The organism is Rhodoferax koreense (genome assembly GCF_001955695.1).
GTDB lineage: Bacteria > Pseudomonadota > Gammaproteobacteria > Burkholderiales > Burkholderiaceae_C > Rhodoferax_B > Rhodoferax_B koreensis.
In genome coordinates this window covers 4,799,913-4,825,318 of the sequence record NZ_CP019236.1, presented here as the reverse complement: position 1 = coordinate 4,825,318, position 25,406 = coordinate 4,799,913, and the positions used below count along the sequence as shown (strand labels likewise).

General features: G+C 65.6%; 25 protein-coding genes. 10 read left to right on the top strand and 15 right to left on the bottom strand.

All coding sequences use genetic code 11. From position 1 onward, the window contains the following. Positions 1-15: 15 nt before the first annotated feature. From RD110_RS22365 to RD110_RS22355, 3 genes are read right to left on the bottom strand one after another with little or no spacing between them, the layout of a single operon-like run. A complete protein-coding gene (locus RD110_RS22365; RefSeq protein ID WP_076202103.1) occupies positions 16-651 on the bottom strand; it encodes an urea carboxylase-associated family protein in 636 nt (211 codons plus the stop codon). Positions 652-662: 11 nt separating this feature from the next. Beyond that, positions 663-1,328, bottom strand: coding sequence for a DUF1989 domain-containing protein (locus RD110_RS22360; RefSeq protein WP_239467099.1), 666 nt, complete (start codon positions 1,326-1,328; stop codon positions 663-665). Next, positions 1,325-2,173 carry a transporter substrate-binding domain-containing protein gene (locus RD110_RS22355; protein ID WP_076202101.1) on the bottom strand — a complete coding sequence of 283 codons (849 nt, stop codon included), beginning with the start codon at positions 2,171-2,173 and terminating at the stop codon, positions 1,325-1,327. Before RD110_RS22355 ends, RD110_RS22360 begins: the two co-directional genes overlap by 4 nt. Before the next feature lie 248 nt (positions 2,174-2,421). Here RD110_RS22355 and RD110_RS22350 point away from each other — a divergent pair, with 248 nt between their 5' ends. The 6 genes from RD110_RS22350 (at position 2,422) to RD110_RS22325 (ending at position 8,007) form a co-directional block, all read left to right on the top strand. Next, positions 2,422-3,255 carry a VOC family protein gene (locus tag RD110_RS22350; protein ID WP_076202099.1) on the top strand — a complete coding sequence of 278 codons (834 nt, stop codon included), beginning with the start codon at positions 2,422-2,424 and terminating at the stop codon, positions 3,253-3,255. A 7-nt stretch (positions 3,256-3,262) separates the two neighbouring features. Continuing rightward, positions 3,263-4,045: an IclR family transcriptional regulator gene (locus tag RD110_RS22345; RefSeq protein WP_076202097.1), complete on the top strand. Its 783-nt coding sequence runs from the start codon at positions 3,263-3,265 to the stop codon at positions 4,043-4,045. Then, on the top strand, positions 4,042-5,691 hold the full coding sequence (locus tag RD110_RS22340) for a bifunctional 3-(3-hydroxy-phenyl)propionate/3-hydroxycinnamic acid hydroxylase (RefSeq protein WP_076202096.1): 1,650 nt from the start codon (positions 4,042-4,044) through the stop codon (positions 5,689-5,691). Before RD110_RS22345 ends, RD110_RS22340 begins: the two co-directional genes overlap by 4 nt. A gap of 62 nt (positions 5,692-5,753) precedes the next feature. Then, positions 5,754-6,743 (top strand): Bug family tripartite tricarboxylate transporter substrate binding protein, encoded by a 990-nt coding sequence (locus RD110_RS22335; protein ID WP_076202094.1) that lies wholly within the window; start codon positions 5,754-5,756, stop codon positions 6,741-6,743. 33 nt (positions 6,744-6,776) lie between these two features. Then, positions 6,777-7,610, top strand: a complete 834-nt coding sequence (locus RD110_RS22330) for a fumarylacetoacetate hydrolase family protein (protein ID WP_076202093.1) — start codon at positions 6,777-6,779, stop codon at positions 7,608-7,610. A gap of 7 nt (positions 7,611-7,617) precedes the next feature. After that, on the top strand, positions 7,618-8,007 hold the full coding sequence (locus tag RD110_RS22325) for a nuclear transport factor 2 family protein (RefSeq protein ID WP_076202091.1): 390 nt from the start codon (positions 7,618-7,620) through the stop codon (positions 8,005-8,007). Positions 8,008-8,053: 46 nt separating this feature from the next. On the opposite strand, the gene RD110_RS22320 is transcribed toward RD110_RS22325, so the two are convergent. The 10 genes from RD110_RS22320 to RD110_RS22280 form a co-directional block, all read right to left on the bottom strand. Next, entirely contained in the window at positions 8,054-9,499 is a 1,446-nt protein-coding gene (locus RD110_RS22320) for a carotenoid oxygenase family protein (RefSeq protein ID WP_076202090.1), read from the bottom strand. 25 nt (positions 9,500-9,524) lie between these two features. Further along, positions 9,525-10,967, bottom strand: a complete 1,443-nt coding sequence (locus RD110_RS22315) for an aldehyde dehydrogenase (RefSeq protein ID WP_076205469.1) — start codon at positions 10,965-10,967, stop codon at positions 9,525-9,527. A 53-nt stretch (positions 10,968-11,020) separates the two neighbouring features. Then, positions 11,021-12,283, bottom strand: a complete 1,263-nt coding sequence (locus RD110_RS22310; protein ID WP_076202088.1) for an MFS transporter — start codon at positions 12,281-12,283, stop codon at positions 11,021-11,023. Positions 12,284-12,309: 26 nt separating this feature from the next. After that, the gene (locus RD110_RS22305) at positions 12,310-13,302 is read right to left on the bottom strand and encodes a SphA family protein (RefSeq protein WP_076202086.1); all 993 of its coding nucleotides are present in this window, start codon (positions 13,300-13,302) and stop codon (positions 12,310-12,312) included. 192 nt (positions 13,303-13,494) lie between these two features. Further along, the gene (locus RD110_RS22300) at positions 13,495-14,475 is read right to left on the bottom strand and encodes a helix-turn-helix domain-containing protein (protein ID WP_076202085.1); all 981 of its coding nucleotides are present in this window, start codon (positions 14,473-14,475) and stop codon (positions 13,495-13,497) included. A gap of 211 nt (positions 14,476-14,686) precedes the next feature. Further along, entirely contained in the window at positions 14,687-14,836 is a 150-nt protein-coding gene (locus RD110_RS28175; RefSeq protein ID WP_157900299.1) for a hypothetical protein, read from the bottom strand. 129 nt (positions 14,837-14,965) lie between these two features. After that, the gene (locus RD110_RS28870; RefSeq protein WP_076202083.1) at positions 14,966-16,762 is read right to left on the bottom strand and encodes a methyl-accepting chemotaxis protein; all 1,797 of its coding nucleotides are present in this window, start codon (positions 16,760-16,762) and stop codon (positions 14,966-14,968) included. 253 nt (positions 16,763-17,015) lie between these two features. After that, positions 17,016-18,347 (bottom strand): methyl-accepting chemotaxis protein, encoded by a 1,332-nt coding sequence (locus RD110_RS22290; RefSeq protein WP_076202082.1) that lies wholly within the window; start codon positions 18,345-18,347, stop codon positions 17,016-17,018. A 389-nt stretch (positions 18,348-18,736) separates the two neighbouring features. Continuing rightward, entirely contained in the window at positions 18,737-19,102 is a 366-nt protein-coding gene (locus RD110_RS22285; protein WP_076202080.1) for a response regulator, read from the bottom strand. Positions 19,103-19,272: 170 nt separating this feature from the next. Next, on the bottom strand, positions 19,273-20,076 hold the full coding sequence (locus RD110_RS22280) for an EAL domain-containing protein (protein ID WP_076202078.1): 804 nt from the start codon (positions 20,074-20,076) through the stop codon (positions 19,273-19,275). A gap of 471 nt (positions 20,077-20,547) precedes the next feature. Here RD110_RS22280 and RD110_RS22275 point away from each other — a divergent pair, with 471 nt between their 5' ends. The 3 genes from RD110_RS22275 to RD110_RS22265 are packed head-to-tail and all read left to right on the top strand — an operon-like array spanning position 20,548 to position 22,913. Next, positions 20,548-21,450 carry a glutamate ABC transporter substrate-binding protein gene (locus RD110_RS22275; protein WP_076202077.1) on the top strand — a complete coding sequence of 301 codons (903 nt, stop codon included), beginning with the start codon at positions 20,548-20,550 and terminating at the stop codon, positions 21,448-21,450. A gap of 3 nt (positions 21,451-21,453) precedes the next feature. Then, complete coding sequence (locus RD110_RS22270) at positions 21,454-22,116, top strand: amino acid ABC transporter permease (RefSeq protein ID WP_076202075.1); 663 nt, start codon at positions 21,454-21,456, stop codon at positions 22,114-22,116. Further along, on the top strand, positions 22,113-22,913 hold the full coding sequence (locus RD110_RS22265) for an amino acid ABC transporter permease (RefSeq protein ID WP_076202073.1): 801 nt from the start codon (positions 22,113-22,115) through the stop codon (positions 22,911-22,913). The genes RD110_RS22270 and RD110_RS22265 overlap by 4 nt, the downstream gene beginning before the upstream one ends. A gap of 250 nt (positions 22,914-23,163) precedes the next feature. Here RD110_RS22265 and RD110_RS22260 read toward each other — a convergent pair whose 3' ends face one another. Together RD110_RS22260 and RD110_RS22255 are read right to left on the bottom strand one after the other, a co-directional pair. Further along, on the bottom strand, positions 23,164-23,727 hold the full coding sequence (locus RD110_RS22260; protein ID WP_076202071.1) for a DNA-3-methyladenine glycosylase: 564 nt from the start codon (positions 23,725-23,727) through the stop codon (positions 23,164-23,166). Between the two features lie 299 nt (positions 23,728-24,026). Next, complete coding sequence (locus RD110_RS22255; protein ID WP_076202069.1) at positions 24,027-24,422, bottom strand: nuclear transport factor 2 family protein; 396 nt, start codon at positions 24,420-24,422, stop codon at positions 24,027-24,029. 229 nt (positions 24,423-24,651) lie between these two features. On the opposite strand from RD110_RS22255, the gene RD110_RS22250 reads away from it, so the two are divergent. Then, positions 24,652-25,335 carry a response regulator transcription factor gene (locus RD110_RS22250; protein ID WP_083686460.1) on the top strand — a complete coding sequence of 228 codons (684 nt, stop codon included), beginning with the start codon at positions 24,652-24,654 and terminating at the stop codon, positions 25,333-25,335. Positions 25,336-25,406: the final 71 nt, after the last annotated feature.

Here is a 25,406-nt window from a genome sequence, read left to right as displayed (position 1 = left end):
CGGCGTCACCATGCGTCAGAGTTCGGACAAGTCTTCGGCCGCACTGAGCATCAGCGGTGCGGGCCGGTCGTTGCCGGCGATGCCGGTGCAGCAGGCGGCCACGACGAAGGTGGTGTCCCGCAAGACGCGGCAAACGACGTGATCCCCCGCCACCACCCGGTTGGGCAACGGTTCGAGGCGGCCGTCCTGGTGCAGCCGGACGTGCATGAACAGGTTCACCGGATCGGGCAGGCGAGGCGGCATGATGCCCAGCCGCTGCAGTTCGGCCTGCACCGCCTCGACGCAGCCGGTCTCGGGGCCGAGGCCGATCTCCTGCAGATACCCGCTGGTGGAAGCGGGCATCAGCAGGTCGTGCGTGCCGACGGTGTCCTTGCCCAGCACCATCAGCGCGCGGCGCCGGTTGGTCACCAGGCGCATGCCCGCGCCGAGCACATAGGCGTTGCTGAACACCCGCGTGTGGTGCACCGACAGGAAGGTCGACGGCTCACCATGCACGAAGCCGAACACAGATGCAACGGCGCCCGCGCCGAGCGCGGTGATTTTCAGCAACTGGCCTTGCAGCACCACGATGCTGCCGGCCTGCCCGGGCATCACCTGGATGTCGCGCCGGGCCGTCGGGGCGCGCGAAGGCGGATCGATCGTCAATAACATGGGACTTTCTTTCAGAGTGCCTGTCGCGACGCGGATGGGGCGTCGGCCGGGCCGGCAGGACCGGCAACCTCGATGTCGATCGGGGTCACGCGCAGGCCGTTGCCGGGGATGATGTCCTGCGGACAGGCCGACACGGCGCACACCAGGTCGCAAAGCGCCAGCAGCGTGATGTGGTCGCCCGCCACGCTGGTCGGATCGGTCACACGCATGCGGCCGTCGGGCGTGACGGGGCCGTTCTGGAACAGGTTGAACGGGTCGGGCACGGTGTCGGGCGCGATGCCGTAGAAGGCCATGCCTTCATGCAGGTTGGCGACGCAGTTGCGGTGGCCCTCGACGTTGAAGTCGACGGTGAAGCGGGTGTCGTCGCACGCGGGCACGTTGGCGTCGTGCACGCCGACGGTGTCGGCCAGTACGCGCAGCATGGGCCGGCCATGGTTAGACACCAAGGTGTCGCCCACCTGGAAGAACAGCGACTTCAGCGCCCGGCGGGTGTGCACGGGCGACAGCTTTTCGTGGACGTCGTCTTCGCGCACCGCGACGAAGTCGGCGGCCTGCTGGCCCTCGGCATCGACCACCTTCACGGTCTGGCCGGCTTTGACCACGAAGGTCCGGCCGTGGCCGGCCGGTACGCGCAGGCGGCGTGGCAAGGCATCGCTCATGGCGGCGGCGACACTCATGGCTTGGGCACAAAATCGGTTTCCGGCACGACCATCACCACGCCGAGGTGGGTCTTCTGCAGTGCCGCGAGTTCGCCCGATTTCTGCAGGCCCAGGATCACGTTGCTGATGGCGGCGTTGAGCCGGATGTCGTCGGGGCGGGTGGCCCAGGCCATCCACTGGCTGGCGCCAAGTTCGCCCGCCGCACGCAGCTTGCCGGCGTTTTGCTGCATGGCGCCGCCGAGCACCGTGATGTCGTCGAACACGAAATCGCCGCGCTTGGCCAGCAGTGCGGAAATCGTCTGCTCCACGGTGTCTAGGCTCAGGATGGTGATCGGCTGCAGGCCCTTGCCGACGAGCACGGTGTTGAACTCCTTGAGTTGCTTTTCCGGTGCGGTGGCGGCCTTCACCACGGCGGTGAGGCCGGCGAGCGATTCGATGGTCGCCGGCGTGGGAACGCGGCTGTCGTCGGCGCGGGTCATGACGCCATTGGCGCTCTTGGCGAAGGGCACGGTGAACCTGACGCGTTTGGCGCGCTCGGCCGTCACGTTCAACGACGAGCTTTCCACGTCGAACGATTTGGCCAGCAGGCCGGGGATGATGCCGTTGAAGGCGATCTTCTGGTACTCGATCGCCACGCCCAGCTTCTTGCCCACCGCGTCCATGATGGCAGGGGTGTAGCCGACGATCTTGCCCGTGCTGTCGGTGAACTCGAAAGGCGGAAAGGTGGGGTCGACCGCCACGACCATCTTGCCCCGTGCCTTGACCTCGTCGAGGGTGTCGGCGCTTGCCGAGGAGGGTGCCAGGACCAGGCACAACAGGTAGCCGGCAAGCAGGGCTGCCGCGCGGTTGAATTCAAATTTCATGACGTGCTCCAAGTGGTGATTGCGGACAGCCCGCGACCCGACCGGCCGACCTGCACCAATGCAATGCGGATACGCTGGCCCGGTACTGATGCAATGCAGGTTTCATGCCATGTGTTGATGAAATAGATATTTCATTTGAGGATGCCGCGCAGAATCCGCGATCAGTCTCACGGGGTGAGACTTCGCGTTGACAGGGGTTGGGGGCGAGGCGACAGTCGCGGCACTGTTTCACCACCTCCATTGCCGTCATGCAACACCGTGCCGAACTGCAGGCCGCCCTGCACACCATCCGCCTTCGATCGCCCGATCCGCTGGCCATGGCCCGCTTCTACAGCCGCGCCTATGGCATGTCGCTCGAACCCTTGGAAGGCGGCTACGCCTGCCGGGGGCCGCAGCGCCAGGTGCAGATCGTCGGCGGGCCGGCCCATCAGCTGGGCTTCGCCGAATTCGCGCTGCACGACGATGCCGCGTGGCAAGCCTTTCGCGAGCGTGCCCGCGGTTTGAAGACCGAGGCGGTGCCGGACGTGGACGGCGAGGCCATTGGTTGGCGGGATCCGGACGGCAACCTGGTGGTCTTCAGCCCTCCGCGCCAACCCGGCGACGCCGGCCTGGCCTCTTCCCTGCCGCCGGCAACCTTGCAGCACTTTGCGCTGCGCACACCCAACCTGCCCGACATGCTGGACTTCTACACACGGCAGGTCGGCCTGGTGCTGTCGGACGCGGTGCGCGATCCCGAGGGCCAACTGCGTGCCTGCTTCCTGCGCAGCGATCATTTGCACCATGCGCTGGCACTCTTCTTTGCGCCCGTGGCCTGCTTCGACCACCAGTCCTTCGAGGCGCCCGACTGGGCCGCCATGAAGACCTGGGGCGATCACATGGCCGGCCTGCGCGAGCCCATCGTCTGGGGCCTGGGCCGGCATGGGCCGGGCAACGACGTGTTCTTCATGGTGCGCGATCCGGATGGCAACCTGGCGGAAATCTCGGCCGAGATCGAACACTGTGAAAGCGACCGCCCCGCAGGCGAATGGCCCCACGAGGAGCGCACGCTCAATCTCTGGGGCAAGGCCATCCTGAGAAGCTGAGCGCACGATGGCCAGTACCCATCGCATGCTGCGCATCCTCGGCCTGTTCAGCCTGGAGCGTCCTGTGATCAAGCCCGAATGGCTGATGCAGGAACTCGGCGTCTCGCGCGCCAGCATCTACCGCGACCTCGGCCAGCTGACCCGTGCCGGCCTGCTCGAAAGCGTGGCCGAAAGAGGCTATGTGCTCGGACCGATGGTGATCGAACTCGACCGGCAGATCCGCCTGTCCGACCCGTTGCTCGAGGCTGCGCAGGAGCTGCCGGCCAAGCTGGCCGAAGACACTGGCGGCACCATCCTGCTGTGCCGGCAGCATGGCACCAAGGTGCTGTGCATCCACCAGGTCAATGGCCGCAATCCCGCTCTGTCGGTGAGCTACGAACGCGGCCGCGCGATGCCCCTGTACCGCGGCGCCACCTCCAAGATCATCCTGGCCTGCCTGCCGCCGGCCGAATTGCGGCAACTGTGGACCGCCGAGCGCCAGACCCTGGTGGCCGCCGGGCTGCCCGACGACTATGCGCAGCTCACCCATGCGCTGGCCCAGCTGCGCCAGACCGGCCATTGCGTCACGCAGGGCGAGGTCGATCCCGACGCGGTGGGCTTCGCCGTGCCCTTGCGTGACGGCGAGCACCTGCTCGGCAGCCTGAGCGTGGTCATGCCGGCCGCCATGCTCACCGCGGCGCAACGCCGGTCCACGCTGAGCCGCCTGCAAAGTGCGGCCGGCCGTATCGAAGGCCGGTTGCAGGACCAACGCGACAAGGCCCGCGCCACACGCAAAACGGAGGCCCCATGAACGCCGCACTACCCCTGTCTTCCCTGCCCGCGGCGATGCGCGACGAGCAGCACTTCCCCGTGGTCATCGTTGGCGCCGGCCCCACCGGCCTGATGCTGGCCAACCTGCTCGGCCTGCAAGGCATCAAGACATTGGTCGTCGAGCGCAACACCGACACCGTGGGTGAACCGCGCGCCGTCACCATCGACGACGAAAGCCTGCGCACGGTGCAGGCCGCCGGGCTGCTCGACGAAGTCCTGCCACAGGTGGTGCAGGGCTACGGCGTTCACTACCATTCGTGGCGCGGCAAGGAATTCGCCCGCATCGAGCCAAAGAGCCAGGAATACGGCTTTCCCAAGCGCAACGCCTTTCGCCAGCAGTTGCTGGTCGGCGAGTTGCGCGACGGCCTGCAGCGTTTCGACCACACGGCGATCTGGTTCGGCCATGAGCTGACGGGTTTTCGCGACGAGGGGGAGGCCGGAGGCGGCGAAACCGTCCACCTGGCGCTCAGCCACGATGGCCAGACCAGGCACATCACCTGCCAGTGGCTGGTGGCCAGCGATGGCGGCCGCAGCAAGGTGCGCGAGCAACTCGGCATCGCGCTCAAGGGCAGCACCTATGACGAGAAATGGCTGATCGTCGATCTGCTGGACCGCGTCTCGGCGTTTCGCCACACCAGCACCTATTGCGATCCGGTGCGCCCGGCGATTCGCCTGCCCGGGCCACAAGGCACCTTGCGCTACGAGTTCATGCTGCACGAGGGGGAAGACGCGGAGCAGGTGCTGGACGAGGGCAACGTGCGCGGCTGGATCCGCGCCCGCAATCCTGCCGACGCGCAATTGGCCATCACGCGCAAGGTCGTCTACGCCTTTCACGCGCGGGTGGCCGAACGCTGGCAATCCGGCCGGGTGTTCCTGGCCGGCGACGCGGCCCATCTCACGCCACCGTTCGCAGGGCAGGGCATGAACAGCGGTGTGCGCGATGCCGCCAACCTGGCCTGGAAACTCGCCGCCGTGGTGCGTGGCGAGATGGCGCCCAGCCTACTCGCCACCTACGCGCAGGAGCGCAAGCCCCATGCCTGGTCGCTGATCGAGATGGCCGTGCGCATCGGCCGCTTCATGCAACCCAAGTCGGTGCTGGCGGCGATGCTGGCGCAAGGGGCGCTCAGGCTGTGCAGCCTGTATCCCCCGGCGCGCGACTACGTGCTGCAGCTCAAGTTCAAGCCCCGGCCGCGTTTCGGCGAAGGCTTCTTCCTGCGCGGCGAGCGCCCCGAGGCGCTGGTGCCGGCCGGCCAGTTGCTGCCCCAGCCGCGGGTGGAACTGCCCGGCGGTAGCCAGGTGCCGCTGGACGACGTGCTGGGGCATGGCTTCGCCTGGCTTGGCCTGGCGGACGCCACGCCGCCGACGGACTTGCGCCTGCCCTGCCGGATGGTGCGTGTGGTGGCGCAGCGGGACGATTTCCTGCGGCCGGAGCCGGGCATCGATGCGGCGTTGCGCGACATCGACGGTTCGCTGGAAAGCATTCTCCGCAGCGCCGGTGCCCGCGCCGTGCTGCTGCGCCCCGACCGCTATGTGCTGGCCTACCTCGGGTACGGCGGCGCACGCGACGAACCGGACCTGCATCAGTGGCACGCCGGCTTTGCAGCCCAGCCATCCACGGCCTGTTAGCCAACAGGCTTCTTCCCGCTCGCGGCGACAAGACCGCTTCTTTCATCCATCAGGAGACAACCATGACCCCTCGTTCCTTCCGAATTCTCTGCGCCGCGCTGATCGCCGGTCTGGGCTGTGCCATGCAGCCCGCGCAAGCCCAGTCCCAGCCCTTTCCCAGCAAGCCCGTGCGCGTGGTCACGCCCTTTCCCGCCGGCAGCGGCCCGGAGGTGGCGCTGCGCCTGGTGGCCGACCGCCTGAGCAAACGCTGGGGGCAGCCGGTGATCGTCGACAACCGACCCGGCGCGAGTGGCTTCATCGCCATCGAGGCCGTGAAGCGGGCCGCACCCGACGGCCATGAACTGCTGCAGATGGACAACGCGCAGATGGCGGCCCAGCCCTTTCTCTTCAAGAAGCTGCCCTACGACCTGCTGCGCGACTTCGAGCCGGTGACACCGATCCTGCGCAACTACTTCTTCGTGAACGTGCCCGCGGGCAGCCGCTACAAGACCATGGGCGATCTGCTGGCTGCGGCCAAGGCGGCGCCCAGCCAGATCAACTATGGTTCCTGGTTCGTGGGCAGCCCTGGGCACATCGGCGCGGCCATGCTGGAGACCGCCACCGCCACCCGCATGACGCACGTGCCGTACAAGGAGATGTCGCAGCTCTATGTGGCCGTGGGCAACCGGGAGGTGGACTGGGCCTTCGGCAGCGCGGCCAGTGCGGGCGGCATGCAGCGCGCGGGCAAGACGCGTTATCTCGCCGTGGCCGCGCCGCAGCGTGTGGAAGGCTTTCCCGATGTGCCCACGGTGGCCGAGTCGGGCGGGCCTGCCGGCTTCGAGCTCAGCGCCTGGACCGCGCTGCTGGCGCCCAAGGGCACGCCCAGGGCCGTGGTCGAGAAGATCCAGAAAGACGTGGCCGCCGTGCTGGCCGAGCCCGACGTGAAGGACAAATACGCCACCATGTTCTACGAGCCCTACGCGCTGGACACGGCGCAGTTCCTGCAGCAGCTGCGCAGCGACACGCAGCGTTATGGCGACACCATCAGGCAGCTCAACATCTCCCTCGACTGAAAAGATCCGATCCACCTCTTTAGAAAGCACTTCATGCGATTCATCAGCTACCTTTACCAAGACCAGCCCGGCTGGGGCCTGGCCAACGCCGACAGCGTGGTGCCGTTGCACAGCCCCACTTATCCCACGCTGCTGAGCGCGCTGCGGGCCGGCCAGCTCGCTGCACTCGGCGCGCAGGCTGCCGCACCCGCGCTGGCGCAAGCCGACATCCGCTTCCTTCCCGTGATCCCGGCACCGGGCAAGATTTTCTGCGTGGGCCACAACTACGAGGAACACCGCATCGAGACCGCGCGCGACAAGACCCAGCACCCCCTGCTGTTCATGCGCGTGCCCGATTCGCAGACGGCCCACCTGCAGCCGATCCTGCTGCCCGCCGAATCCAGCCAGCTCGACTACGAAGGTGAGATCGCCGTGGTCATCGGCAAGGCCGGGCGGCGCATCCGCGAGCAGGACGCGTGGGAGCACGTGGCCGGCTACAGCGCCTACAACGATGGCTCGATCCGCGACTGGCAGCGCCACACCCTGCAGTTCACCGCTGGCAAGAACTTCAGCGGCACCGGTGCCTTCGGCCCCTGGCTGGTGACCCGCGACGAGATCGCCGACGGTGCGGAGCTCACGCTGGAAACCCGGTTGAACGGCGAAGTCATGCAACACACCACCACCGCGTCGATGATCTTTCCCATCCCGGTGCTGATCAACTACATCTCCACCTTCACCACGCTGGAGCCCGGCGACGTGATCGTGACCGGCACGCCTGGAGGCGTCGGTGCCAAGCGTAATCCTCCCGTCTGGATGAAGCCGGGCGACCGCGTCGAAGTCGAAGTGAGCCAGGTCGGCATCCTGGCCAACACCATCGCGCCGGACTGAAGAAGCCATGCCGGAAACACCCCAAGCCACGGAAGCGGGCCTGAGGTCCGCTGAAGAAGAGCGCCGCCTGGCCATGCTGGCGGCCGACGTGCAGCGGTTGGAAGACCTGCTGGATGCGTCGCTGCTGTACGTGCACTCCAGCGGCGTCGGTGACACCCGGGAAAGTTACCTGCACAAGCTCTCCAGCGCAGCCCTGCGTTACCAGAGCCTGGTGTTCGCCGATCCCCGCTTCACGCTGGTTGGCAACACCGGGCTGGTGCATGCCCAGATGCGGGCCACGGTGCTGCGCGGCGGCGGCCTGCATCCGGTGGCCAGCAGCTATCTCGCGGTGTGGCACCGCGGCGCGAGCGGCTGGCGTCTGCACGCGGTCCAGGCAACACCCTTGCAGGTCGCATGACCAGGCTGCGTCCGCCCGGTGCAGCCTGGTTCAACCGCCTGTGCGTTCACGCATCGGGGATCCAATTGCCATGGAAACCCAGCGGCACGTGGTGGTCCAGCCTGATGCGTGCCGCCGGCGCCCCGTCGAAGTCCTGCGCTTCGTGGATCACCATCTCGCTAGCGTTGCGCAGCGGATCCCACCACACGGCCATGATCCATCCCTCATCTTCCGCGGTGGCGCCGGCCTTCGGCACGAAGATGGGTTCACCCGGAATCATGTCGTAGCCCACCGACAGGTGCTGGAAGCTGCTGCGTCCGGTCTCGTAGTCATGCTTGACGAGGCAGTTGAAGCCGCGCGTCTGCGGGCCCGGCGAGTGGATGCCGGCCATGTAGCCGTAGCGCTGGGGTGTGCCCATGATGGTTTCGTTGGGGCGGACGAATTCGGCCGCGAAGTCGCCGATACGGCTGGTGCCGACCCGGCCGGTGGACAGGTCGATGGTGATGCGGTGCAATTCGGGCCCCGACACCGGTGACGGTTCGTCGACCAGGGGAAACGGATAGAAGTTCTCGATCTGCCCCTTGAAGCCCGGCAGCACGGTGCGGGTCACCGAGGCATCGACGATGATCTTGTCCGCCGCCTCGTGCGCGTTGAGGAAATGGCCGAGCGTGAACGACGCATCCGTCTCGAGCCAGCGGTCCTGTCCGGTTCGGCGGTTCACCAGCAGCACCCGTGTGGGGGCTTGGTTGTCAAAACTCAGCGAGCTGCGCCCCATGGGAATCAAGTCGGGCGCGTAGGGGCGTGTGCGTATCGGCCCGAAGACGAACACGTAGTACTGCGCGGTGAAGATGAAGTCATGGATCCACGGGGCGAAGGGCAGCCGCACGCGGTGGCGCGACAGCACCTGGCCTTGGGCATCTGTCGCGAAACAGTCGAGCGTGCCGCCTTCGTTGTCCTGCGCATAGAACAGCATCTCGCCGGTGCGCGGGTCGGCGTGCGGATGCGCCGTCAGCATGGCGGGGAACTGCCCGCCGAAATCGAACTTGCCGCGCGTTTGCAGGTTGAGCGGGTCCAGCTCCCAGTAGAAGGGGTCGATCTCGTGCATGGTCAGCACCCGGCCCGCGAGCGAGATGACGTTGATGCCGGCCACCGACTTGATCAGGGGCGCGCCTTCGGGCAGCGGTGGCTGCGGCACGCCGGTGTGGCCGGTGATGCCGTTGTAGAGCGCGCGACCCGCCGCGCGCTCGGCCTTCAGGCCGTCGGTTTCCACCAGGCGGTTGCAGTAGCTGGCACGGCCGTCCTGGAGCCGGAACGCATGCACCATGCCGTCGCCGTCGAACCAGTGAAAGTGGTCCGGATCGTTCGGGCGGAAATGCTGGTTGGAGCCGGTGCGGTACAAGGCGCCGTTCAGTTCGCGGGGGATTTCGCCGTCCACCTGCAGGTCGGAGACGACGTATTCGTTGAGCAGCGGCTCGAAAGGCCCCTGGAGGAAGGGGTTCTTGGTGGACCACATGATGGCTTCTTTCGTTGGAGGGTTGTCAGAACGGATAGTGGCGGGGCGAGGTCTGCAGCGAGACCCAGCGCAGGTCGGTGAAGGCGTCGATGCCCGACTGGCCACCGAAGTGGCCGATGCCGCTGTGCTTGACGCCGCCGAAGTGCATCTGGGGCTCGTCATGTACGGTGGGACCATTGACGTGGCAGATGCCCGATTCGATGCGCTGGGCCACGCGCAGTGCGCGGGCGGTGTCGCGGCTGAACACCGCGGCCGACAGGCCGTAGTCGTTGTCGTTGGCACAGCGCACCGCCTCTTCCTCGCCCTTGACGCGCACGATGCCCTTGACGGGCCCGAAGGACTCGTCGCTGTAGATGGCCATGTCGGGCGTCACATGGTCGAGCAGGGTCGGAACCATCATGGTGTTCGAAGCCTTGCCCCCGCACAGCAGGGTGGCGCCCTTGGCCAGGGCGTCGTCGATCAACGCATTGCAGCGGTGCACGGTGGCCATGTCGATGACCGAAGCGATGGGCGAATCGCCGGTGCCGGGACGAAGCTGTTTCGCCTTGACGACGAGTCGTGCAACAAAGTCGTCGGCCACCGCTTCGTCGACGATGATGCGCTCGGTGGACATGCAGATCTGCCCGGAATGCATGAAGGCGCCGAACACTGCCGCGCCGACGGCCTGGTCGATGTCCGCATCGTCCAGCACCAGAAACGGTGCCTTGCCGCCAAGCTCCAGCAGCGCCGGCTTGAGGTGCTCGGCGCACAGCCGGGCGATGATCTTTCCGACCTTGGTGGAGCCCGTGAAATTGACACGCCGCACCGCCTTGTGGGCCACCATGGCAGCCACCACCGCGCCGGCGTCTTCGGGGGCATGCGCAATGAAGTTCACCACGCCGGGCGGGAAGCCGGCGCGCTCGAACGCATCGACGATCATCCGGTGCGTGGCCGGACAGCATTCGGAGCCTTTCAGGATGACGGTGTTGCCGCAGGCCAGCGGCACGGCGATGGCGCGCATGCCCAGGATGCCCGGGGCGTTCCAGGGGGCGATGCCCAGCACCACGCCGGCGGGCTGGCGCAGCGCCATGGAAATGTTGCCCGGCACATCCGACGGGATGACCTGGCCTGCAATCTGCGTCGTGATGGCGGCGGCCTCGCGCAGGATGCCGACGGCCGTCATCAGGTTGAAGCCCGCCCACAGGCCACTGGCGCCGGTTTCCTCGATCACCGATTGGATGAAGCCGGGCGCTGCGGCCTGCAGTTCGTCCGCGGCTTTGTTCAGCAGCGTGCGGCGCTCGCCGGGCCCGGTCGTGGACCACGCCGCAAAGGCCCGGCTGGCGGCCTCGACGGCCTGAAGGGCATCCCGCGACGAGGCCGCGGCGGCGGTGGACGCGACCTCGTTGCTCACGGGGTTGCGTCGTTGGAAAGTCCGGCGATCCTGGGCAACCAGGTTTTCGCCGTTGATGTGCAATTGAATGGTCATCAGGGGTGGCGCGGGTGGTGATGGAGAGAGAGAGGGAAAGAGATTCGGGTGGTCGTTCAACCCTGCACGGCGGTGCGCTGCACATTGGTGGCGTGCCGCGGACTGCGCAGCAGCAGGGCCAGCAACAGCCCCATCGCCATGCAGCCCAGGGTGAAGGGCAGGATCGCCGTGATGCCGACGGCTTTGGCCAATCCACCGGCCACCGCGGGCGCGAGGGCACCGCCGAAGATTTCACCCGCACCGACGATGAACCCGGTGGCGGTCGAGACATGTTGCGCCGGCACGTTGTCGGCCGTCACCGAATGCACCATGGCGATGACGCCGGAAATGAAGAAGGCCGCCAGGAACATCAGCAGTGCAAGGCGCAAGGGTTCGGCACCGGTGTGCATCAGCAGCCAGGTCGGTGCCATGGCCAGGCCCAGGCAGGCGACCATCATCTTCTTCCGGCCCCAATGGTCCGACAGCGCTGGAAACACCAGCATGCCCGCCGCGCCGCCGATGCCGAGCATGGACATCACCAGCCCCATCTCGCGGAAGGCCAGGTGCAGATGGTCGGACAGATAGCTCGGCATCAGGGAGCCGAACACCACGACGGGCGCCAGCCAGAAGCAGAACCCGGCGCTGCACAGGGCCACGTTGGGATGGGCGAGCACCTGGCGCAGCGGGGTGTGGACAACGGGCGCGGGGGCAGACACCGGCTCGCGCCGCCGGGGTTCGACCAGCCGGCGGTAGATGAGCCATGCGCACAAGAGCCCCGGCAATGCGGTGACGAGGAACACCCAGCGCCAGGACGGAAGGACCTGCAAAAGCGCGATGGCCAGCACCGGCGCCGCGGCACTGCCGACCAGCGGCGCCATCAGCTGTTGCAGACCCGTGTTGCGGCCCACGTGCCGCGCAGGACTCGCATCCACGACGGTCGCGATGCTGACCGGCACGAACGCACCTTCGAACACGCCCATCACCAGCCGGATCAGCAGCAGGCTGCCCAGGCTGGTGGCCAGGCCGGTGGCGCCACACAGCACCGAGAACACCAGCACCGAAGTGATCAGGATGCCGCGCCTGCCGAAGCGGTCCGACAGGCGGCCGAACACCATGGACGAGATGCCCCAGGTCAGGGCGACGGCGGCGGAAATGAGGCCGATGTCCTGGTAATCGAGGCCGAGTTCCGCGGCCATGACCGGAAACAGCGGGTACATGATGAAGCGGTCGAGGTTGACCAGCGCGAAGCCGAAGGCCATGAGGGCCAGTGCGCGCCATTCGTGCGGAAACGAGGCGGCTGGTCCGGTGGATGGCTTTTCCAGGGAAGATCTGATTTTCATGGGGGTCTCTTGGGCACGGCGGGGAGCTAGAAAGCGAAGACGGTGCGCACCTGCAGGTTCAGCGCGGAGGAAGCGCGGTTGCGCACCATGCTCTCGGAGTAGGCGTTGACCCACAGGGCCTTTTCCGGACTGATGCGCCACATCAGGCCCGGCCCGATCCCCAATACCCGCTCCCTCGAGTCGGCGATGCGCGTGCCGTTGGCCCGGCTGTCGGACAGCTGCTGGAAGTAGTAGCCATTGATGCCGAGGCTGACATCGGGTGTCACCGCATACGACGCCGCGAAGTTGACCCAGGCCGCGTCCCCGGCCTGCGTGGTGGTGACCGGCTGGCCATTGAACGGCCGGGGTGCGCTGGAGGCGGGCTTGTCGTTCTTGAAGTTGTAGAGGTAGTGCAGGCGCCAGCTCATTTCCCATCGCGGCGCAGGAAAGAAAGTGGCCGCCCAATAGGGGTTGAACGACGCGTAGCCGGAACCCTGGTTGATGTCCAGGTTCTGCTTGTAGCGGCCGGTGGGGAGGATGGCGGCGGCCGTGAGCCGCTGCACGAACACGGGCGCCCCGCCGGCATTGACGACAGGTTCGGACTGCAGGGACGCTTCCAGCGTCATGTCCGCGAGCCCCGTGCCCCCGTCCTTCAGCGACGGTCCCGGGCCGAAGCTGCTGTCGAGCGAGACGACCGGCAGGATCGCCATGAAGCCCGGGCGCCAGCCCTGGATCGAGGTCGGCATGGCGTGGGACAGCTGATTGACGACCACCGTGCTGTTGATCTTCGGATCCGCGAACACGGGGTTCGCATGGCCGTTGGCGTCCACGATCTTGTTGGCGCTCGAATGCCGCACCGTGGTCTGCCAGGCCCAGCCCGGGGGGCCTGAAAAACCGTCGTAGAAGCTGGTGACGCCCAGGTTCAGGCCGCCAGGCTGGCTGATCGATGGCGATTGCGCGAGCGCATGGCCGCCCAGCAGGGGCAGCAGTGCCATGCAGGCAAGGCGTGGCACGCCACGCAGCGAGGGATATGCAGTCATTCTGTGTTGTCTCCATCGGCTGACTTCACCCGCGAAAGTGCGGTGAAGTCGCTGGCATGGAGCGTAGGGGCTGGGCCGTCCGGAGACTTGCCCGCAAATGCCACGGTTGACTGGATGCGCCGTGGCGTCGTCAACGTTAACCCTAGGCGGCGGGCGCGGCGGCGACGGCCGCTTCGCCCGCGCGCCGGAGCGTTACCGGTCGTGCCGGTAGGTCTTGGGCGAAACCCCGAGGCTGCGCCTGAACAGCCGGCTGAAGTGCGACGAGCTGGTAAAGCCCCAGCCCATGGCGATGTCGGTCACCGACCGGGCGGCATGGGCTGGGTTCCGGAGTTCCCCGGCACACTGCGCTACGCGTCGGTGCCAGATGTAGGCGGAAACCGAACCGAGCGCGTCCTCGGCGAAGGCCCGGTGCACACTGCGCACCGAGCAGCCGCAACCCTGCGCGACGGCCTCCACCGACAGGTCCGTCTCGGCCAGGTGCGTGTCGATGAAGGCCTTGAGGCGGTTGCGCAGCGTGTCGCGCACCGTCTCGCCGGCGGGCGTTTCACAGGCTTCCTGCAAGGCGTACCAGGCCAGCGAGGCGATGGTATCGGCCAGTTGCCCCGCGGTGGACGGCGGCAGGCGGTCGAACTGCCCGTAGGCTTCGCTGAGCAGGGTGTTGACCAGCCGCGAGGCGCCCTGGTGCCCGTTGCAGCGCCGTGCGCGGGCCCGCGCGATCAGGTCGGCCACGCCCGGGTCGGCGGGCCTGGGCGGGGTCAGGATGATCTGGTCGCAGCCCGAAGGATGGTCGATGACGAATGGTCGCGCGGCGTCGACGATGCACCAGTCGCCCGGGGCCAGCGTACCCGCACGCCCGTCCTGCTCGAAAAAGGAACTTGCCTTCTGCTGCACCACCAGCATCAGCGGGCCCGAGGCCACTGGCGAAGGGGCGTCGGCGGAGCGCGTGAAACGGTGCGGCGTGGCGACCAGCCGGCACAGGCCGGTGGCGCCCAGCATGCCGTACTCCAGGCTCGCCAAGAAGGGCTGGCCCGCAAGTGGCTCCCACCGCGCCGGATCTCCCTGCCGAAGGGTTTCAGGTGTGCGGCCGACATGGGCGCTTACCAGATCGTGCCAGGCATGCAGGCGTTGAGCAGGGCTGATGGCATCGACGGAAACGTGGGTGCGGCTCGACATGGAGGCCCTTTCTTCTTCGCCGCCATGGTTCGCGCTCCCGGGACGATTGTCAACCTCTCGTCTCAATAGGTGAGACGAAGGCTCATGTCATGCAAAGTGCGCGGGAAACCAACGGAGGCTCAAGGGGAATCCGCATGCTCGCCGCATCAAGCTCCGCCGCGCCGTTCGCCACTGCCGGAATGTCGCGACCCGGGCGGACGATCACGCACGGTCAGCTCAACTGCGGCAGATGGAACGGGCCCTGGTCGAGCAGGACCAAGGCGCCTGCATGTCCCCAGATCTCGTGAGTCACTTGCGATACGCCATCGAGGACTGCATGCAAGCCGAGGACCACAAAGCGCAGGCCTGCCGCGTCTTCCATGCGGCGACCATCGGCGGGAACCGGCGATTGTCTTGCCGCAGCCTGCGGACCGGCGCACCCGCGAGTTCGCACCGTCGCACTCCAGGGCGGGATTCATCAGGATCATCGCCCGTGGCGGTCGATACCGGGTCAGAAGCTGGTCCAGTCGTCAGTACCGGTGCGCAGTTTGGCGCCCTGGCTAGGGAGCGAAGTGAGAGCCTTGGCTGTCGTGCCGGACTTGGCCGTCGGCTGAAGGCGTGTCACGTTCTTGGCGCGTTGTGGGCTGCGGCGCTCGATGGCTCCGAACGTGGAGTTGTTGCTGGAGAGGCGCGCGTCCCCCTGAGCGGCGACAGGTCGCGACGTGTAACGCGGCGCTGAGTTGACTTCGGCAGAGAGCTGAAAGACGGCCACGGCCTGCACCAGTTGCTCGGCCTGCGTCTTCAGGCTGGACGCCGCAGCGGCGCTTTGCTCCACCAGCGCGGCGTTCTGCTGCGTGGCCTGGTCCATCTGGCTCACGGCCTCGCCGACCTGGCTCACGGCCGTGCTTTGTTCGGCGCTGGCCGCGCTGATTTCAGCCATGATGTCGGAGACCCGCTTCACCGAAACGACGATCTCCTGCATGGTGAGTCCGGCGCGGTCCACGAGGCTAGTGCCCTGGTCCACTTGCTGCACGCTCGTGGTGATCAGCGTCTTGATTTCCTTGGCCGCCTGGGCGCTGCGTTGCGCCAGGCTGCGCACTTCGCTGGCCACCACGGCGAAGCCGCGACCCTGTTCACCGGCACGGGCGGCTTCCACGGCGGCGTTCAGGGCCAGGATGTTGGTCTGGAACGCGATGCCGTCGATCACGCCGATGATGTCTGCGATCTGCCGTGAGCTGTCGTTGATGTCTTTCATGGTCTCCACCACCTGGCCGACCACGTCGCCGCCCTTGACTGCGACGTCGGAAGCCGCAACCGCCAGCCGGCCGGCCTGGCGTGCGTTGTCGGCGTTGGTTGCCACGGTGCTGCCGAGCTCTTCCATCGAAGCCGCGGTCTGCTGCAGGGCCGAGGCCTGTTGTTCGGTGCGCATGCTGAGGTCGCTGTTGCCCTGGGCGATTTCGGAGCTCGCGACGGACACGCTGTCGGCATTGCCCCGCACCGCTCTCACCGTGTCCACCAAGCTTTGCTGCATGCGTTGCAGGCCAGCCAGCAGGCGGCCGGTCTCGTCGCTCGTTGTCGCTTCGATGTTGGCGCTCAGATCGCCGGCGGCGATGCGATCGGTGGCTTCCACGGCAAAGTTCAGCGGACCGGTGATGCTCAGCGTGATGCGCCAGCCGCCCACGATGGCGACGGCCACGGCCAACAGGCACAGGGCCGCGAGCAGGTTGCGTTGCTGCTCAAAGTCGGCCACGGCCTTTTGCCGCAGTTCCTGGGTGCGGCCTTCGGTGAAACGCGCATAGGCGTTGGTGGCCTGTACCAACGCTGCCAGAAGCGGGCGGCAGTCGTCGTTCATGCGGGTCACGGCTTGCTCGCGTTGGCCATTCAGCACCAGGTCGACGATGGCCAGCGCCACCGGACCGTAGGCTTGTTCGACCCTGTCGATGTCGGCCACCAGTTTGCGCGCCTGGTCGGACACGCGGGGGTCGGCGGCGATCATCTCGTTGAGCTTGGCGAGGCTCGTCTGCACGTCCTTGTGGGCGGCGCTCACAGCGGTCTTTTCAAGAGTGAGGTCGGTATCCTTGGTGACCAGCACGAGGTTGCGCGCGGCGATGGCACGATCGTCCACTGCAGCGCGCACATGGGCAGCCACGGTGGCCCGGGCGTTCATGCCGTCGGTGAAGCCGGTGAAGCGGGCGTTGGCCTCGGCCAGCGCGTAAAGCGACAACGCGGCCACCGTCAGCACCAACAGGGCCAGACCACCGAAAGCGAGACTGAGCCTGGTGCGAATGCGTAGATTGCGGAACTTCATTTCGGAACAGCCTTTGTGATGTGCTTTTGGAGCATGGCTGCAGCGGCTTCGGTATCCGGATGGGTCAGAAGGTTTTGCTGCGGTGAAGCAAATGTAGGCAAAGTCGACTGAAAAATTGTGATTGAAGTGTGAACTGGCTGGGGGCGGCTAAAACTTGGATCTGATGCCGGCATCGTGTTTGCTCATCACCTTCGCCGTTCTTCACATCGGGCCCTTGTGCTTTGGCGATTGCTCGCCGTTGTCATGGCTCAAATCAGCTCGCGGCTGCATCGAGTTGCGCCATCGCATGGTTGACTGCACCGAGCCGGATTTCCTGCGTATGCGACGCGTCGACGATGGCGGCCATGATCACCGACGCCTGCTGGGCCGACTGCTGGATCTGCTGCATGACGCGGCCGGACTCCTGCACCTTGGCGTTGCCGATGGCCACGCGCTGCGACGAAGCCGAGATCAGGTCCTTGATTTCCCGGGCGGCGTCGGCGCTGCGCCGGGCCAGGCCGCGCACTTCACCTGCGACCACCGCAAAGCCCCGGCCTTGCTCGCCCGCACGGGCGGCTTCCACGGCTGCGTTCAGCGCCAGAAGATTGGTCTGAAAGGCGATGCCATCGATGAGGCCGACAATTTCCGAGATGCGCTTGGAGTCTTGATGGATGTGCTGCATGGTCGCCACCGCGGCGACCGAAGCATCGGCTCCCTTGCTCGCCACACTGGCAACCTGTTGGGTGTGGGAATGCGCATCGCTGGCCTGGATCGCACTCTGCTTGACCAGTCTCTGCAATTCCTCAAAGGCGCCCTGGACCATGCGCGTGGCCTCGAAGCGCTGCGTGATGTCGGTAGCGTACTTCACCACCTTGAACGGCCGCCCTGCGTGGTCGAGCACGGGGCTGTAGTTCGCCTCGATCCACACGACATTGCCGGCGCGCCCGATGCGGGCGAACTGGCCCTGGTGGAACTGTCCTCGTCCTAGATGCTGCCAGAAGGCACGGTATTCCGCACTCTGGCGTTCCTCGGCGGAAACAAACATGCTGTGGTGCTGACCGACGATGTCGCTTTCCTCGCGATAGCCGAGGGCGTCCAGGAAGTTGCGGTTGGCCCGGAGGATGCGGCCTTGGAGATCGAATTCGATCACGGCCTGGGCTCGGCCCACGGCATCCAGCTGGCTGTCGATCTCCGAATCGCGCAGCACCTGCGCCGAGATATCCATGGCGTACTTGACGATGCGCACGACGCGGCCGGCTCCGTCGAGGATGGGACTGTAATTGGCCTGCAGCCAGACCTCGCGTCCGTCGCCGGTCAGGCGTCGACAGCGGCCCAAGAAGGCCTCGCCACTGCGCAGCCGATTCCAAAAGGCAGCGTAGTCCGGCGAATGATGTTCCTGCCGATCGACAAAGATTCGGTGATGTTGGCCCTTGATCTCATCCAACGAATAACCCATCAGCGCCAGGAACTTCGGATTGGCGTGGACCACCGCCCCGTTGGGCAGGAATTCGATCACAGCCTGATTGCGATACAGGGCTTCGAGTTGCCGGCGAGGCGACGCGCGTTTGAATGTGAACAAAGCTGTCAGGAATTGGCGCAGGTTCATGGCTGAGTCGATGAGAAGTGTTGGCAATTCAGAGATGGGCGTCACACGCATTCATTTGGTTGGCGTTGAGTTGCCAGCAATTCTATTGCGAATGGCTTTATTTGAAAATTTTCGGTCGCAAAGTGACCGATAGGTATTTTCTACTGCGTCACGGCGGCGTGTCTGTGAACTTTGTGTCATAAACACCTCTCAATGCCAGTCCAACCGCCTGATCTGCGGAGATGCCATGGCGCGCTCCTACCGGATGACGCGGTACCCAATGCTTCAACGGCTGTGCAGCATGGCTTCCCTCTACCGGTACGGAGAGGTGACGCCGAAACAGGGTGCAGCGTCCAAAATAAAACCCGCCGAAGCGGGTTGTGGTGCAGCCGTTGTGGCAAGGACCCAGATCAAATCATCAAGTCCTGACTTGGATCAATACGCCTGACCAACTCTTCGATATCCAGGGGTTTTGCGAATACATGGTCGAAAACGCCCGAGAGTGTGGCCAACGGCGCGATGCCGGACATTCCAACCAACAAGGGCGTGTCGCCGGGGAACATGCGGCGAAGCTCCCGGGCAGCCTGGATGCCACCGATCCGTGGCATGTCGATGTCCAGGATGCAGATATCCGGACGGCGGCGGCGGGCCTCTTCCAACACCTCGGCACCATCCTTCATTGCCGCGGCATCCCAATCGGTGCGGCGCTTCAGGAACTCCGCCATCAGGGCCGCGAGGCCGTCGTAGTCGTCGCTGACAAACACAAGTTTTCGCATGCCATTGCCCCTGAGTGTGACCCATCATAGGGCGAATACTTTGAATCGCTGCGCGGGTAAATCCTTTGTCATCGGGTCCAGCAAGCCTGGCCGGGGAATCCTTCGATCGAAGGGTGCATTCTTCACACGTCGGCCGACGGCCGTTGATACACGACCCCGTTGCACCATGTTCAGGCCCGGGACTGCCAGTGAGCCTCCCCGGCTCGCAAACAGCCCTCGAACAAAGGTTTGCTGAACAGATAGCCCTGGAGCAGGTGAATGCCAAGATCCTGCAGGCAAGCGCTTTCTTCGATGGTCTCGACGCCTTCGCCGATGACCTTGATGCCGAGTTCCTCGCAGATGCGCGCCACGCCTCGCACGATGGCCCGCCGGGCCGGACTCTGATCGATATGTCGTACCAAGTCCATGTCCAGCTTCACGATGTCAGGCTGGAAATCCGCGAGCAGGTTCAGGCCTGCAAAGCCGGCACCAAAATCGTCGATGGCCGTCTGGAAGCCAATGCGTTGGTACTCGTGCAAAACCTCGGCGAGCCATTTCGCATCGCTGACGCGCTCGCCTTCGACCGTCTCGAAGATGAGTCGATCGACTGCAAAGCCATGGGTGCGCGCCGCCTCGAGCGTGGCGCGGATGCACACCTCGGGCTTGTAGATCGCATTCGGCATGAAGTTGATGGACAGCATTGTCGGCATCGCCAGCGCGGCGGCCGTTTTGATGGCCTTGACCCGGCACGCTTGGTCGAACCGGTACCGGTTTTCCTTGTTGACACGCGACAGGATGGTCGGCGCGGGCTCACCGGCTGGCCCGCGCACCAAAGCCTCGTGGGCGTAGATGCCGCCGGTGGTGGCGTCGATGATGGGCTGGTAGGCAAAGCTGAAAGAAAAGCCGAGACGCTCACCATGAGCGCAGCCATCGCAGGCCGGCGCAGGTGACGAGGCTTGCAGTTCGATGAAATTTGAGGGTGTGATACCGGGCATGAGATCCCTGGAAAAGGATTGACGCTAAGTTGAAGGCGTAGACGGGAGCCAGCTGGAGCTGCTCGTCGCGGTTGCGCAGAGAAGTGGCACCTCTGGCGTCCCAGGTGGGTTCGAGGAGTTCATGTCGAAGCCATTCAATTGCACAACGGCGCAGTGTCGTCTAAACGGCTGCGAATTCGTGGCAGAAGTGTGTCGGGCTTGTGTCCTGAAGGCCGACACTCCCGGCGTTGCCTGTCGGCCCAAATTGAGCGCACGCATCGGCACAGAGGGGCGGAGTGTAGCCAACTCTGTGCGATGAGGGGGACGCGAAGTCCGCCATGTGCGGGGCTTTTCAATTTCTATCCGCCTGGTCTAGCCGATCTGCATCGCGCCAAAAAACGCGGACGCGTCGGTCAAGCAGTATGTATATTCCCAACTGCTATATCAAGTACCTTATATTGGCGCACTTCACACCCCATCCAAGAGGCATGCATGTCGATCCAAACCATCCTGAAATCCACCGTGGCTGCACTGGCGATCGTGAGTGGTGCACCGCTTTTCGCACAGGGCACACCGATCAACACGGGGGCGTTTGACGCACTGGTCGCGCAGGGCCCCGTCGCCGACGCGGCGACCATCGCGTCGAGCACTTGGGCCACTAGGATCAAGCAGGCCGGCACCCTGCGCCTCGGTAGTACCCAAACCTCTAATCTTTTCTCGTTGCTCAACGAGAAGGATGGCAAGATCCGCGGTTTCGACGCAGGTCTGGCCCAGCTCATCACCCGCTACATCCTGGGCGATGGAGCCAAGTACCAGTTCACACAGGTCACCTCGTCGACACGCGAACAGGTACTCATCAACGACCAGGTGGACGTTGTGATTGCCACCTACTCCATCACCCCTGCCCGTGCCGAGAAGATCTCCTTCGCGGGTCCTTACTATACCTCCCAGGCTGGGGTGCTGGTCAAGTCGAACAACAAGACGATCCAGTCGTACAACGACCTGGCGGGCAAGAAGACCGCCACCCAGGCCGGATCCACCGGGCCAGCGATCCTGGCGCAATTCGCGCCCAAGGCTTCCGTGCAGGAGTTCCAGACGCACCAGGAAGCCCTCGACGCACTGCGCCAGGGGCGCGTGGAAGCCTACGTGACGGATTACACGTTGCTGCTGAACGCGCTGAGCCTGGGGGCGGGTGACGCGCAACTGGCCGGCGCACCCTTTGGTGCGCAGGATCCCTATGGCGTCGGCCTTCCCAAGGGTTCAGACGGCGTGGCCTTCATCAATGCCTTCCTGAAGAAGATTGAAGCCGACGGCACCTGGGCGAAGCTTTGGACCGTGTCCATTGGGCAGCGCACCGGCAGCACGGCCGTTCCAACGCCGCCATCGCTCCCCTGACCAATGGGCAGTGTTTCGCGGCTCCTGGCCGACTACGGGCCTGCCTTTGGGCAGGCCCTTTTGCTCACATGGAAGCTTACGGCGGTGTCATTCGTGGCGGGCTTCGCGCTGGGCCTGGCCGTGACGGTGCTTCGGCTGTTCCCGCTGCGGCCACTGCGCTTCGTCCTGACCGGCTACGTCGAGATCTTCCGCAACATTCCCAGCGCAGCACTCCTGATCTTCATCGTGTTCGCATTGCCCGATCTCCAGGTCCTGATCGACTACGAGCCCAGCGTGATCCTGACATTGACCCTGGTCTGTTCCGCGTTCACAGCGGACTACCTGCGTGCAGGCATCAACACCGTCGATGGGGGCCAAGTGGAAGCGGCACTCAGTCTGGGCATGCGTCCGATGCGCATCATCTCCGCGGTGATATTGCCGCAGGCTCTGCGCGCGGTGGTGCAGCCGATGACTTCGCTGCTCATTGCGCTGATGTTATCGACCTCGCTGGCATCGCAGGTGCCGTTCCCGGGCCGGGAACTTACGGCGCTCGTTGCCAAGATCGCCAACGACTCCGCCGCAGGCATGCCGGCCTTTGCGGTAGCCGCCGCGCTGTACGTGGCCACGGGGCTGCTCATCGCCTGGGCTGGTGCGACGCTGGAAAAGAAGGTGCGGATACTGCGATGAGCCGCCCTCTGGAAGACATCCTGTTTGGTGATCCGGGCCCCGAGGCCCAGACCACCACCAGGGCCGTGAGCATGACTGCCGCGGCCGTGCTGCTCCTGCTGGCCATGGGCGTGGTGATGCGGTTCCATGGCGCAGGGCAGTTCGAGGCGCGCCTCTGGAAATTTTTCGCCTGGCCGACCACCTGGGCCTTCCTGGCCTCGGGCTTGCTCGGCACATTGGCATCGGCGGCGATGGCCGCCGTGATCGCCCTGGCTCTCGGGCTGGTCCTGCTGCTCGGACGCCTGTCTCCGTTGCGGCTCGCGCGTTATCCGAGCATCGCAGTCATCGAGTTCCTGCGTGGCGTGCCCACGCTGCTGCTGATCTACGTGTGTTTTCTGGTGCTTCCGTCGGCGGGGATCAAGCTCAGCACGTACTGGATGTTGACCTTGCCCATCGCCCTGAGCACCGCTGCAGTGGTGGCCGAGGTGTACCGCGCGGGTGTGCTCGCCGTTCCACGCGGGCAGACCGATGCCGCGCGAAGCTTGGGGCTGACCGAAGCCCAGGTCTTCTTCCTGATCGTCTTCCCTCAGGCCTTGCGTTACATTGTGCCGGCCCTGGTCGCGCAACTGGTGATCGTCGTCAAGGACACCACTTTCGGCTACGTCGTGACCTACGGCGAGCTGATGCAGAACGCCAAGGTGCTCATCGCCAACTACCACGCCCTGGTGCCGGTGTACCTCGTTGTAGCCGTGCTGTATTGTCTGGTGAACTACGCCATCTCAAAGGCAAGCCGACGGCTCGGGCGGCCCATGCATTGACCGACAGCCTCGCGTGCCGGTGCGCTCTTGCACGGACCAAGCGGGAATTCAGTTGATCATGAATCACCCAGCCGAGGTGCCGTTGATCCCAACCACGTTGTCGGCATCAACGGTCGTGGGCGCGATTCACTGCCAGCATTCGGCGGATACCTTCAGCGTAGGATCTCGGCGCTGCCGATGCACCCTCTGCGCGCAGCCTCGGTCACTTGGATACCTTCGTGCTGCGCGCTTCCTGGGGGCCGTGCGGCGCTCATACGAACCGCCGGCTGACGAACCGCGAGCCGGACAGCCCGAAGCGCCAGGGCATGTCCCGGGCTTTCGAGATGCCGACGCGAACGCCCACCGACACCTCGGCCGCGCCGGACGCGGGATGCAGCTCGAAGGGCGGCCGGTCCAGCGGCAGGCCGTCGTGCGAACGGTCGATGCCCAAGGCCTGCCCGAGTCGTCCCGGGCCGGAGCACAGCAGCCGCTCGTCGACCAGCCCGCGGCGCGTGCGCATGGCCTCGATGCCCCGCGTGGGCTCCAGCGCACGGATCAACACCCCGGCGCCATGGCCGGTTTCGCCGCAGACGAAGTTGAGGCACCAGTGGATGCCGTAGGAGCGGTACACATAGGCATGGCCGGGTGGGCCGAACAGGCTCGCGTTGCGCAGCGACGGGCCGCGGAAGCTGTGCGAGGCCGGCTCGCTGGCGTCGTAGGCTTCGGTCTCGACGATGCGCCCGCCCACGTCATCGACCAGCAGCACCATGCCGATCAGTGCGCGGGCCACGTCGATCGAGGGCGCGGTGAAGTCGATGGGGAGGATGCACGGCATGGCTGGCATTTTGCGGGCGAAATCCAGAGCAGGGTGTAGTTGTGCAACCCGTGCGCGCGCGAGCCGGGGCCACCCTAAAAAGCCCCACCGGATGTTTCCGGTGGGGTGAACCTGCCCTAGAGGGCCAGGAGACAAGCGGCAGCAGGAAGGCCGCGCGGTGGTGGGAGCAGCGGCGTTGCTTTCACACAGCTTAAGCCACGTGGCGGTGGTCGCCAACGAAGAAAGACGCGCTAGCTCATCCGCTGCCGTCATTTGCGTTGGTCGCAAAGCGGCGTGCGGCCGTCCCCGCCTGCTGCCGCCTACTTCCCCGCCGAGGCCAGCGGCGCCTCGGTATGCAGGGCGCAACGCCACGACGAGCCAACCTGCACCCAGGTCGAGCTGTCGACCATCTCCTGGAAGGTGACCTCGCTCTTGTCTCGCTCTGCGATGCCCTGCCTGACCTTGTAGCTCACGATGGCCGTGGTCTCATTGGGAAACTGTACCTGCATGTCGCTGAACGCGTACGACTTGACCACCATCTTGCCCTGCTCGGCCATCTTGCGGTAGGCCGCGTGGTCGAACTGCATGGCGCCATGCGCACTCACCATCATCGAAGGCTCGGTCAGCAAACCGAGGGCGACGGCGGTTTCGTTGTCGACCATGGACTGCCAGAAACGGGTCTCGAGATCGATCAAACTCTTGCTTGGATCGGGCATGTTCTCTCCTTCATCGCCAGACAGTAATTCTTCGCGACTGGCACGCCTGTGGTGTCGGTGGGATTCAGGGTGTCGTGTAGGGAATTTCCGACGTTGTCCGCGTCCACCCCAGCTTCGGTCGTCTGGCGCTGACGTACCCATCGCCGAAGCGCTGTTCAGCACCTCCATCCCTGTGTAAGCGGCGCGCCATCCTACGCCGCCGGCAGAGTGCCACGATGCATCCTCGAACATGCGCAAAACCATACTCCCATCTGCGCTCCCATCCTGGGCCGGTGCCGACCCCTGCCGTGAGCGTGCACTGGGCGCGGCGCCCCGGGTTCTGGTGGTGGACGACGACGCCGTCATGCGGCTCGTCCTGCACCGGGTGTTGAGCAACGCCGGCTTTCATGTCGAGATGTTCGATTCGGCCAGTGCGCTTTTCGGCGATGCCGACCTGAGTCGGCCGGCTGTGCTGTTGCTCGACGTGCGGATGCCGGCGGTCTCCGGCCTGGAACTGCAGTCGATGCTCAATCTGCGGGGCATCGAACTGCCTGTGGTGTTCCTGTCCGGCACGTCCGACATTCCCGTCGCCGTGGCAGCCCTGCGCGCCGGCGCGGTGGACTTTCTGGAAAAGCCTTTCGTCGCCGCCGAGCTGGTGCAGCGCGTGGAAATGGCTTTCGGTACCGGCGCGGCCGGCTTGCCATCGCCGCCGGACGCGGGCGGCCCGCCGGACGACCATCCTCAACGGCTCGAGACCCTGACCCCGCGTGAGCGGGAAGTGCATGACCTGATGGTCACCGGCATGACCAGCAAGCTGATGGCGATCGAGCTGGGCTGCAGCTTTCGCACCATCGAGATCCACCGCACACGGGTAATGACCAAGATGGCGGCAGCGCACCTGGCCGACCTGGTCCGCATGAACTACGGCGCCTGAAGGCCGGGCAGGCCGCCTGCGTGGCGTGTACGTGCCCGCACGTATTGCCGCGTTGGCGCCCATCATTGAAG

Bases quoted from the DNA above. Each gene is read 5' to 3' on its own strand.
- RD110_RS22365 (WP_076202103.1), bottom strand. From the start codon at position 651: ATGTTATTGACGATCGATCCGCCTTCGCGCGCCCCGACGGCCCGGCGC.
- RD110_RS22360 (WP_239467099.1), bottom strand. From the start codon at position 1,328: ATGAGTGTCGCCGCCGCCATGAGCGATGCCTTGCCACGCCGCCTGCGC.
- RD110_RS22355 (WP_076202101.1), bottom strand. From the start codon at position 2,173: ATGAAATTTGAATTCAACCGCGCGGCAGCCCTGCTTGCCGGCTACCTG.
- RD110_RS22350 (WP_076202099.1), top strand. From the start codon at position 2,422: ATGCAACACCGTGCCGAACTGCAGGCCGCCCTGCACACCATCCGCCTT.
- RD110_RS22345 (WP_076202097.1), top strand. From the start codon at position 3,263: ATGGCCAGTACCCATCGCATGCTGCGCATCCTCGGCCTGTTCAGCCTG.
- RD110_RS22340 (WP_076202096.1), top strand. From the start codon at position 4,042: ATGAACGCCGCACTACCCCTGTCTTCCCTGCCCGCGGCGATGCGCGAC.
- RD110_RS22335 (WP_076202094.1), top strand. From the start codon at position 5,754: ATGACCCCTCGTTCCTTCCGAATTCTCTGCGCCGCGCTGATCGCCGGT.
- RD110_RS22330 (WP_076202093.1), top strand. From the start codon at position 6,777: ATGCGATTCATCAGCTACCTTTACCAAGACCAGCCCGGCTGGGGCCTG.
- RD110_RS22325 (WP_076202091.1), top strand. From the start codon at position 7,618: ATGCCGGAAACACCCCAAGCCACGGAAGCGGGCCTGAGGTCCGCTGAA.
- RD110_RS22320 (WP_076202090.1), bottom strand. From the start codon at position 9,499: ATGTGGTCCACCAAGAACCCCTTCCTCCAGGGGCCTTTCGAGCCGCTG.
- RD110_RS22310 (WP_076202088.1), bottom strand. From the start codon at position 12,283: ATGAAAATCAGATCTTCCCTGGAAAAGCCATCCACCGGACCAGCCGCC.
- RD110_RS22305 (WP_076202086.1), bottom strand. From the start codon at position 13,302: ATGACTGCATATCCCTCGCTGCGTGGCGTGCCACGCCTTGCCTGCATG.
- RD110_RS22300 (WP_076202085.1), bottom strand. From the start codon at position 14,475: ATGTCGAGCCGCACCCACGTTTCCGTCGATGCCATCAGCCCTGCTCAA.
- RD110_RS28175 (WP_157900299.1), bottom strand. From the start codon at position 14,836: ATGGAAGACGCGGCAGGCCTGCGCTTTGTGGTCCTCGGCTTGCATGCA.
- RD110_RS28870 (WP_076202083.1), bottom strand. From the start codon at position 16,762: ATGAAGTTCCGCAATCTACGCATTCGCACCAGGCTCAGTCTCGCTTTC.
- RD110_RS22290 (WP_076202082.1), bottom strand. From the start codon at position 18,347: ATGAACCTGCGCCAATTCCTGACAGCTTTGTTCACATTCAAACGCGCG.
- RD110_RS22285 (WP_076202080.1), bottom strand. From the start codon at position 19,102: ATGCGAAAACTTGTGTTTGTCAGCGACGACTACGACGGCCTCGCGGCC.
- RD110_RS22280 (WP_076202078.1), bottom strand. From the start codon at position 20,076: ATGCCCGGTATCACACCCTCAAATTTCATCGAACTGCAAGCCTCGTCA.
- RD110_RS22275 (WP_076202077.1), top strand. From the start codon at position 20,548: ATGTCGATCCAAACCATCCTGAAATCCACCGTGGCTGCACTGGCGATC.
- RD110_RS22270 (WP_076202075.1), top strand. From the start codon at position 21,454: ATGGGCAGTGTTTCGCGGCTCCTGGCCGACTACGGGCCTGCCTTTGGG.
- RD110_RS22265 (WP_076202073.1), top strand. From the start codon at position 22,113: ATGAGCCGCCCTCTGGAAGACATCCTGTTTGGTGATCCGGGCCCCGAG.
- RD110_RS22260 (WP_076202071.1), bottom strand. From the start codon at position 23,727: ATGCCGTGCATCCTCCCCATCGACTTCACCGCGCCCTCGATCGACGTG.
- RD110_RS22255 (WP_076202069.1), bottom strand. From the start codon at position 24,422: ATGCCCGATCCAAGCAAGAGTTTGATCGATCTCGAGACCCGTTTCTGG.
- RD110_RS22250 (WP_083686460.1), top strand. From the start codon at position 24,652: ATGCGCAAAACCATACTCCCATCTGCGCTCCCATCCTGGGCCGGTGCC.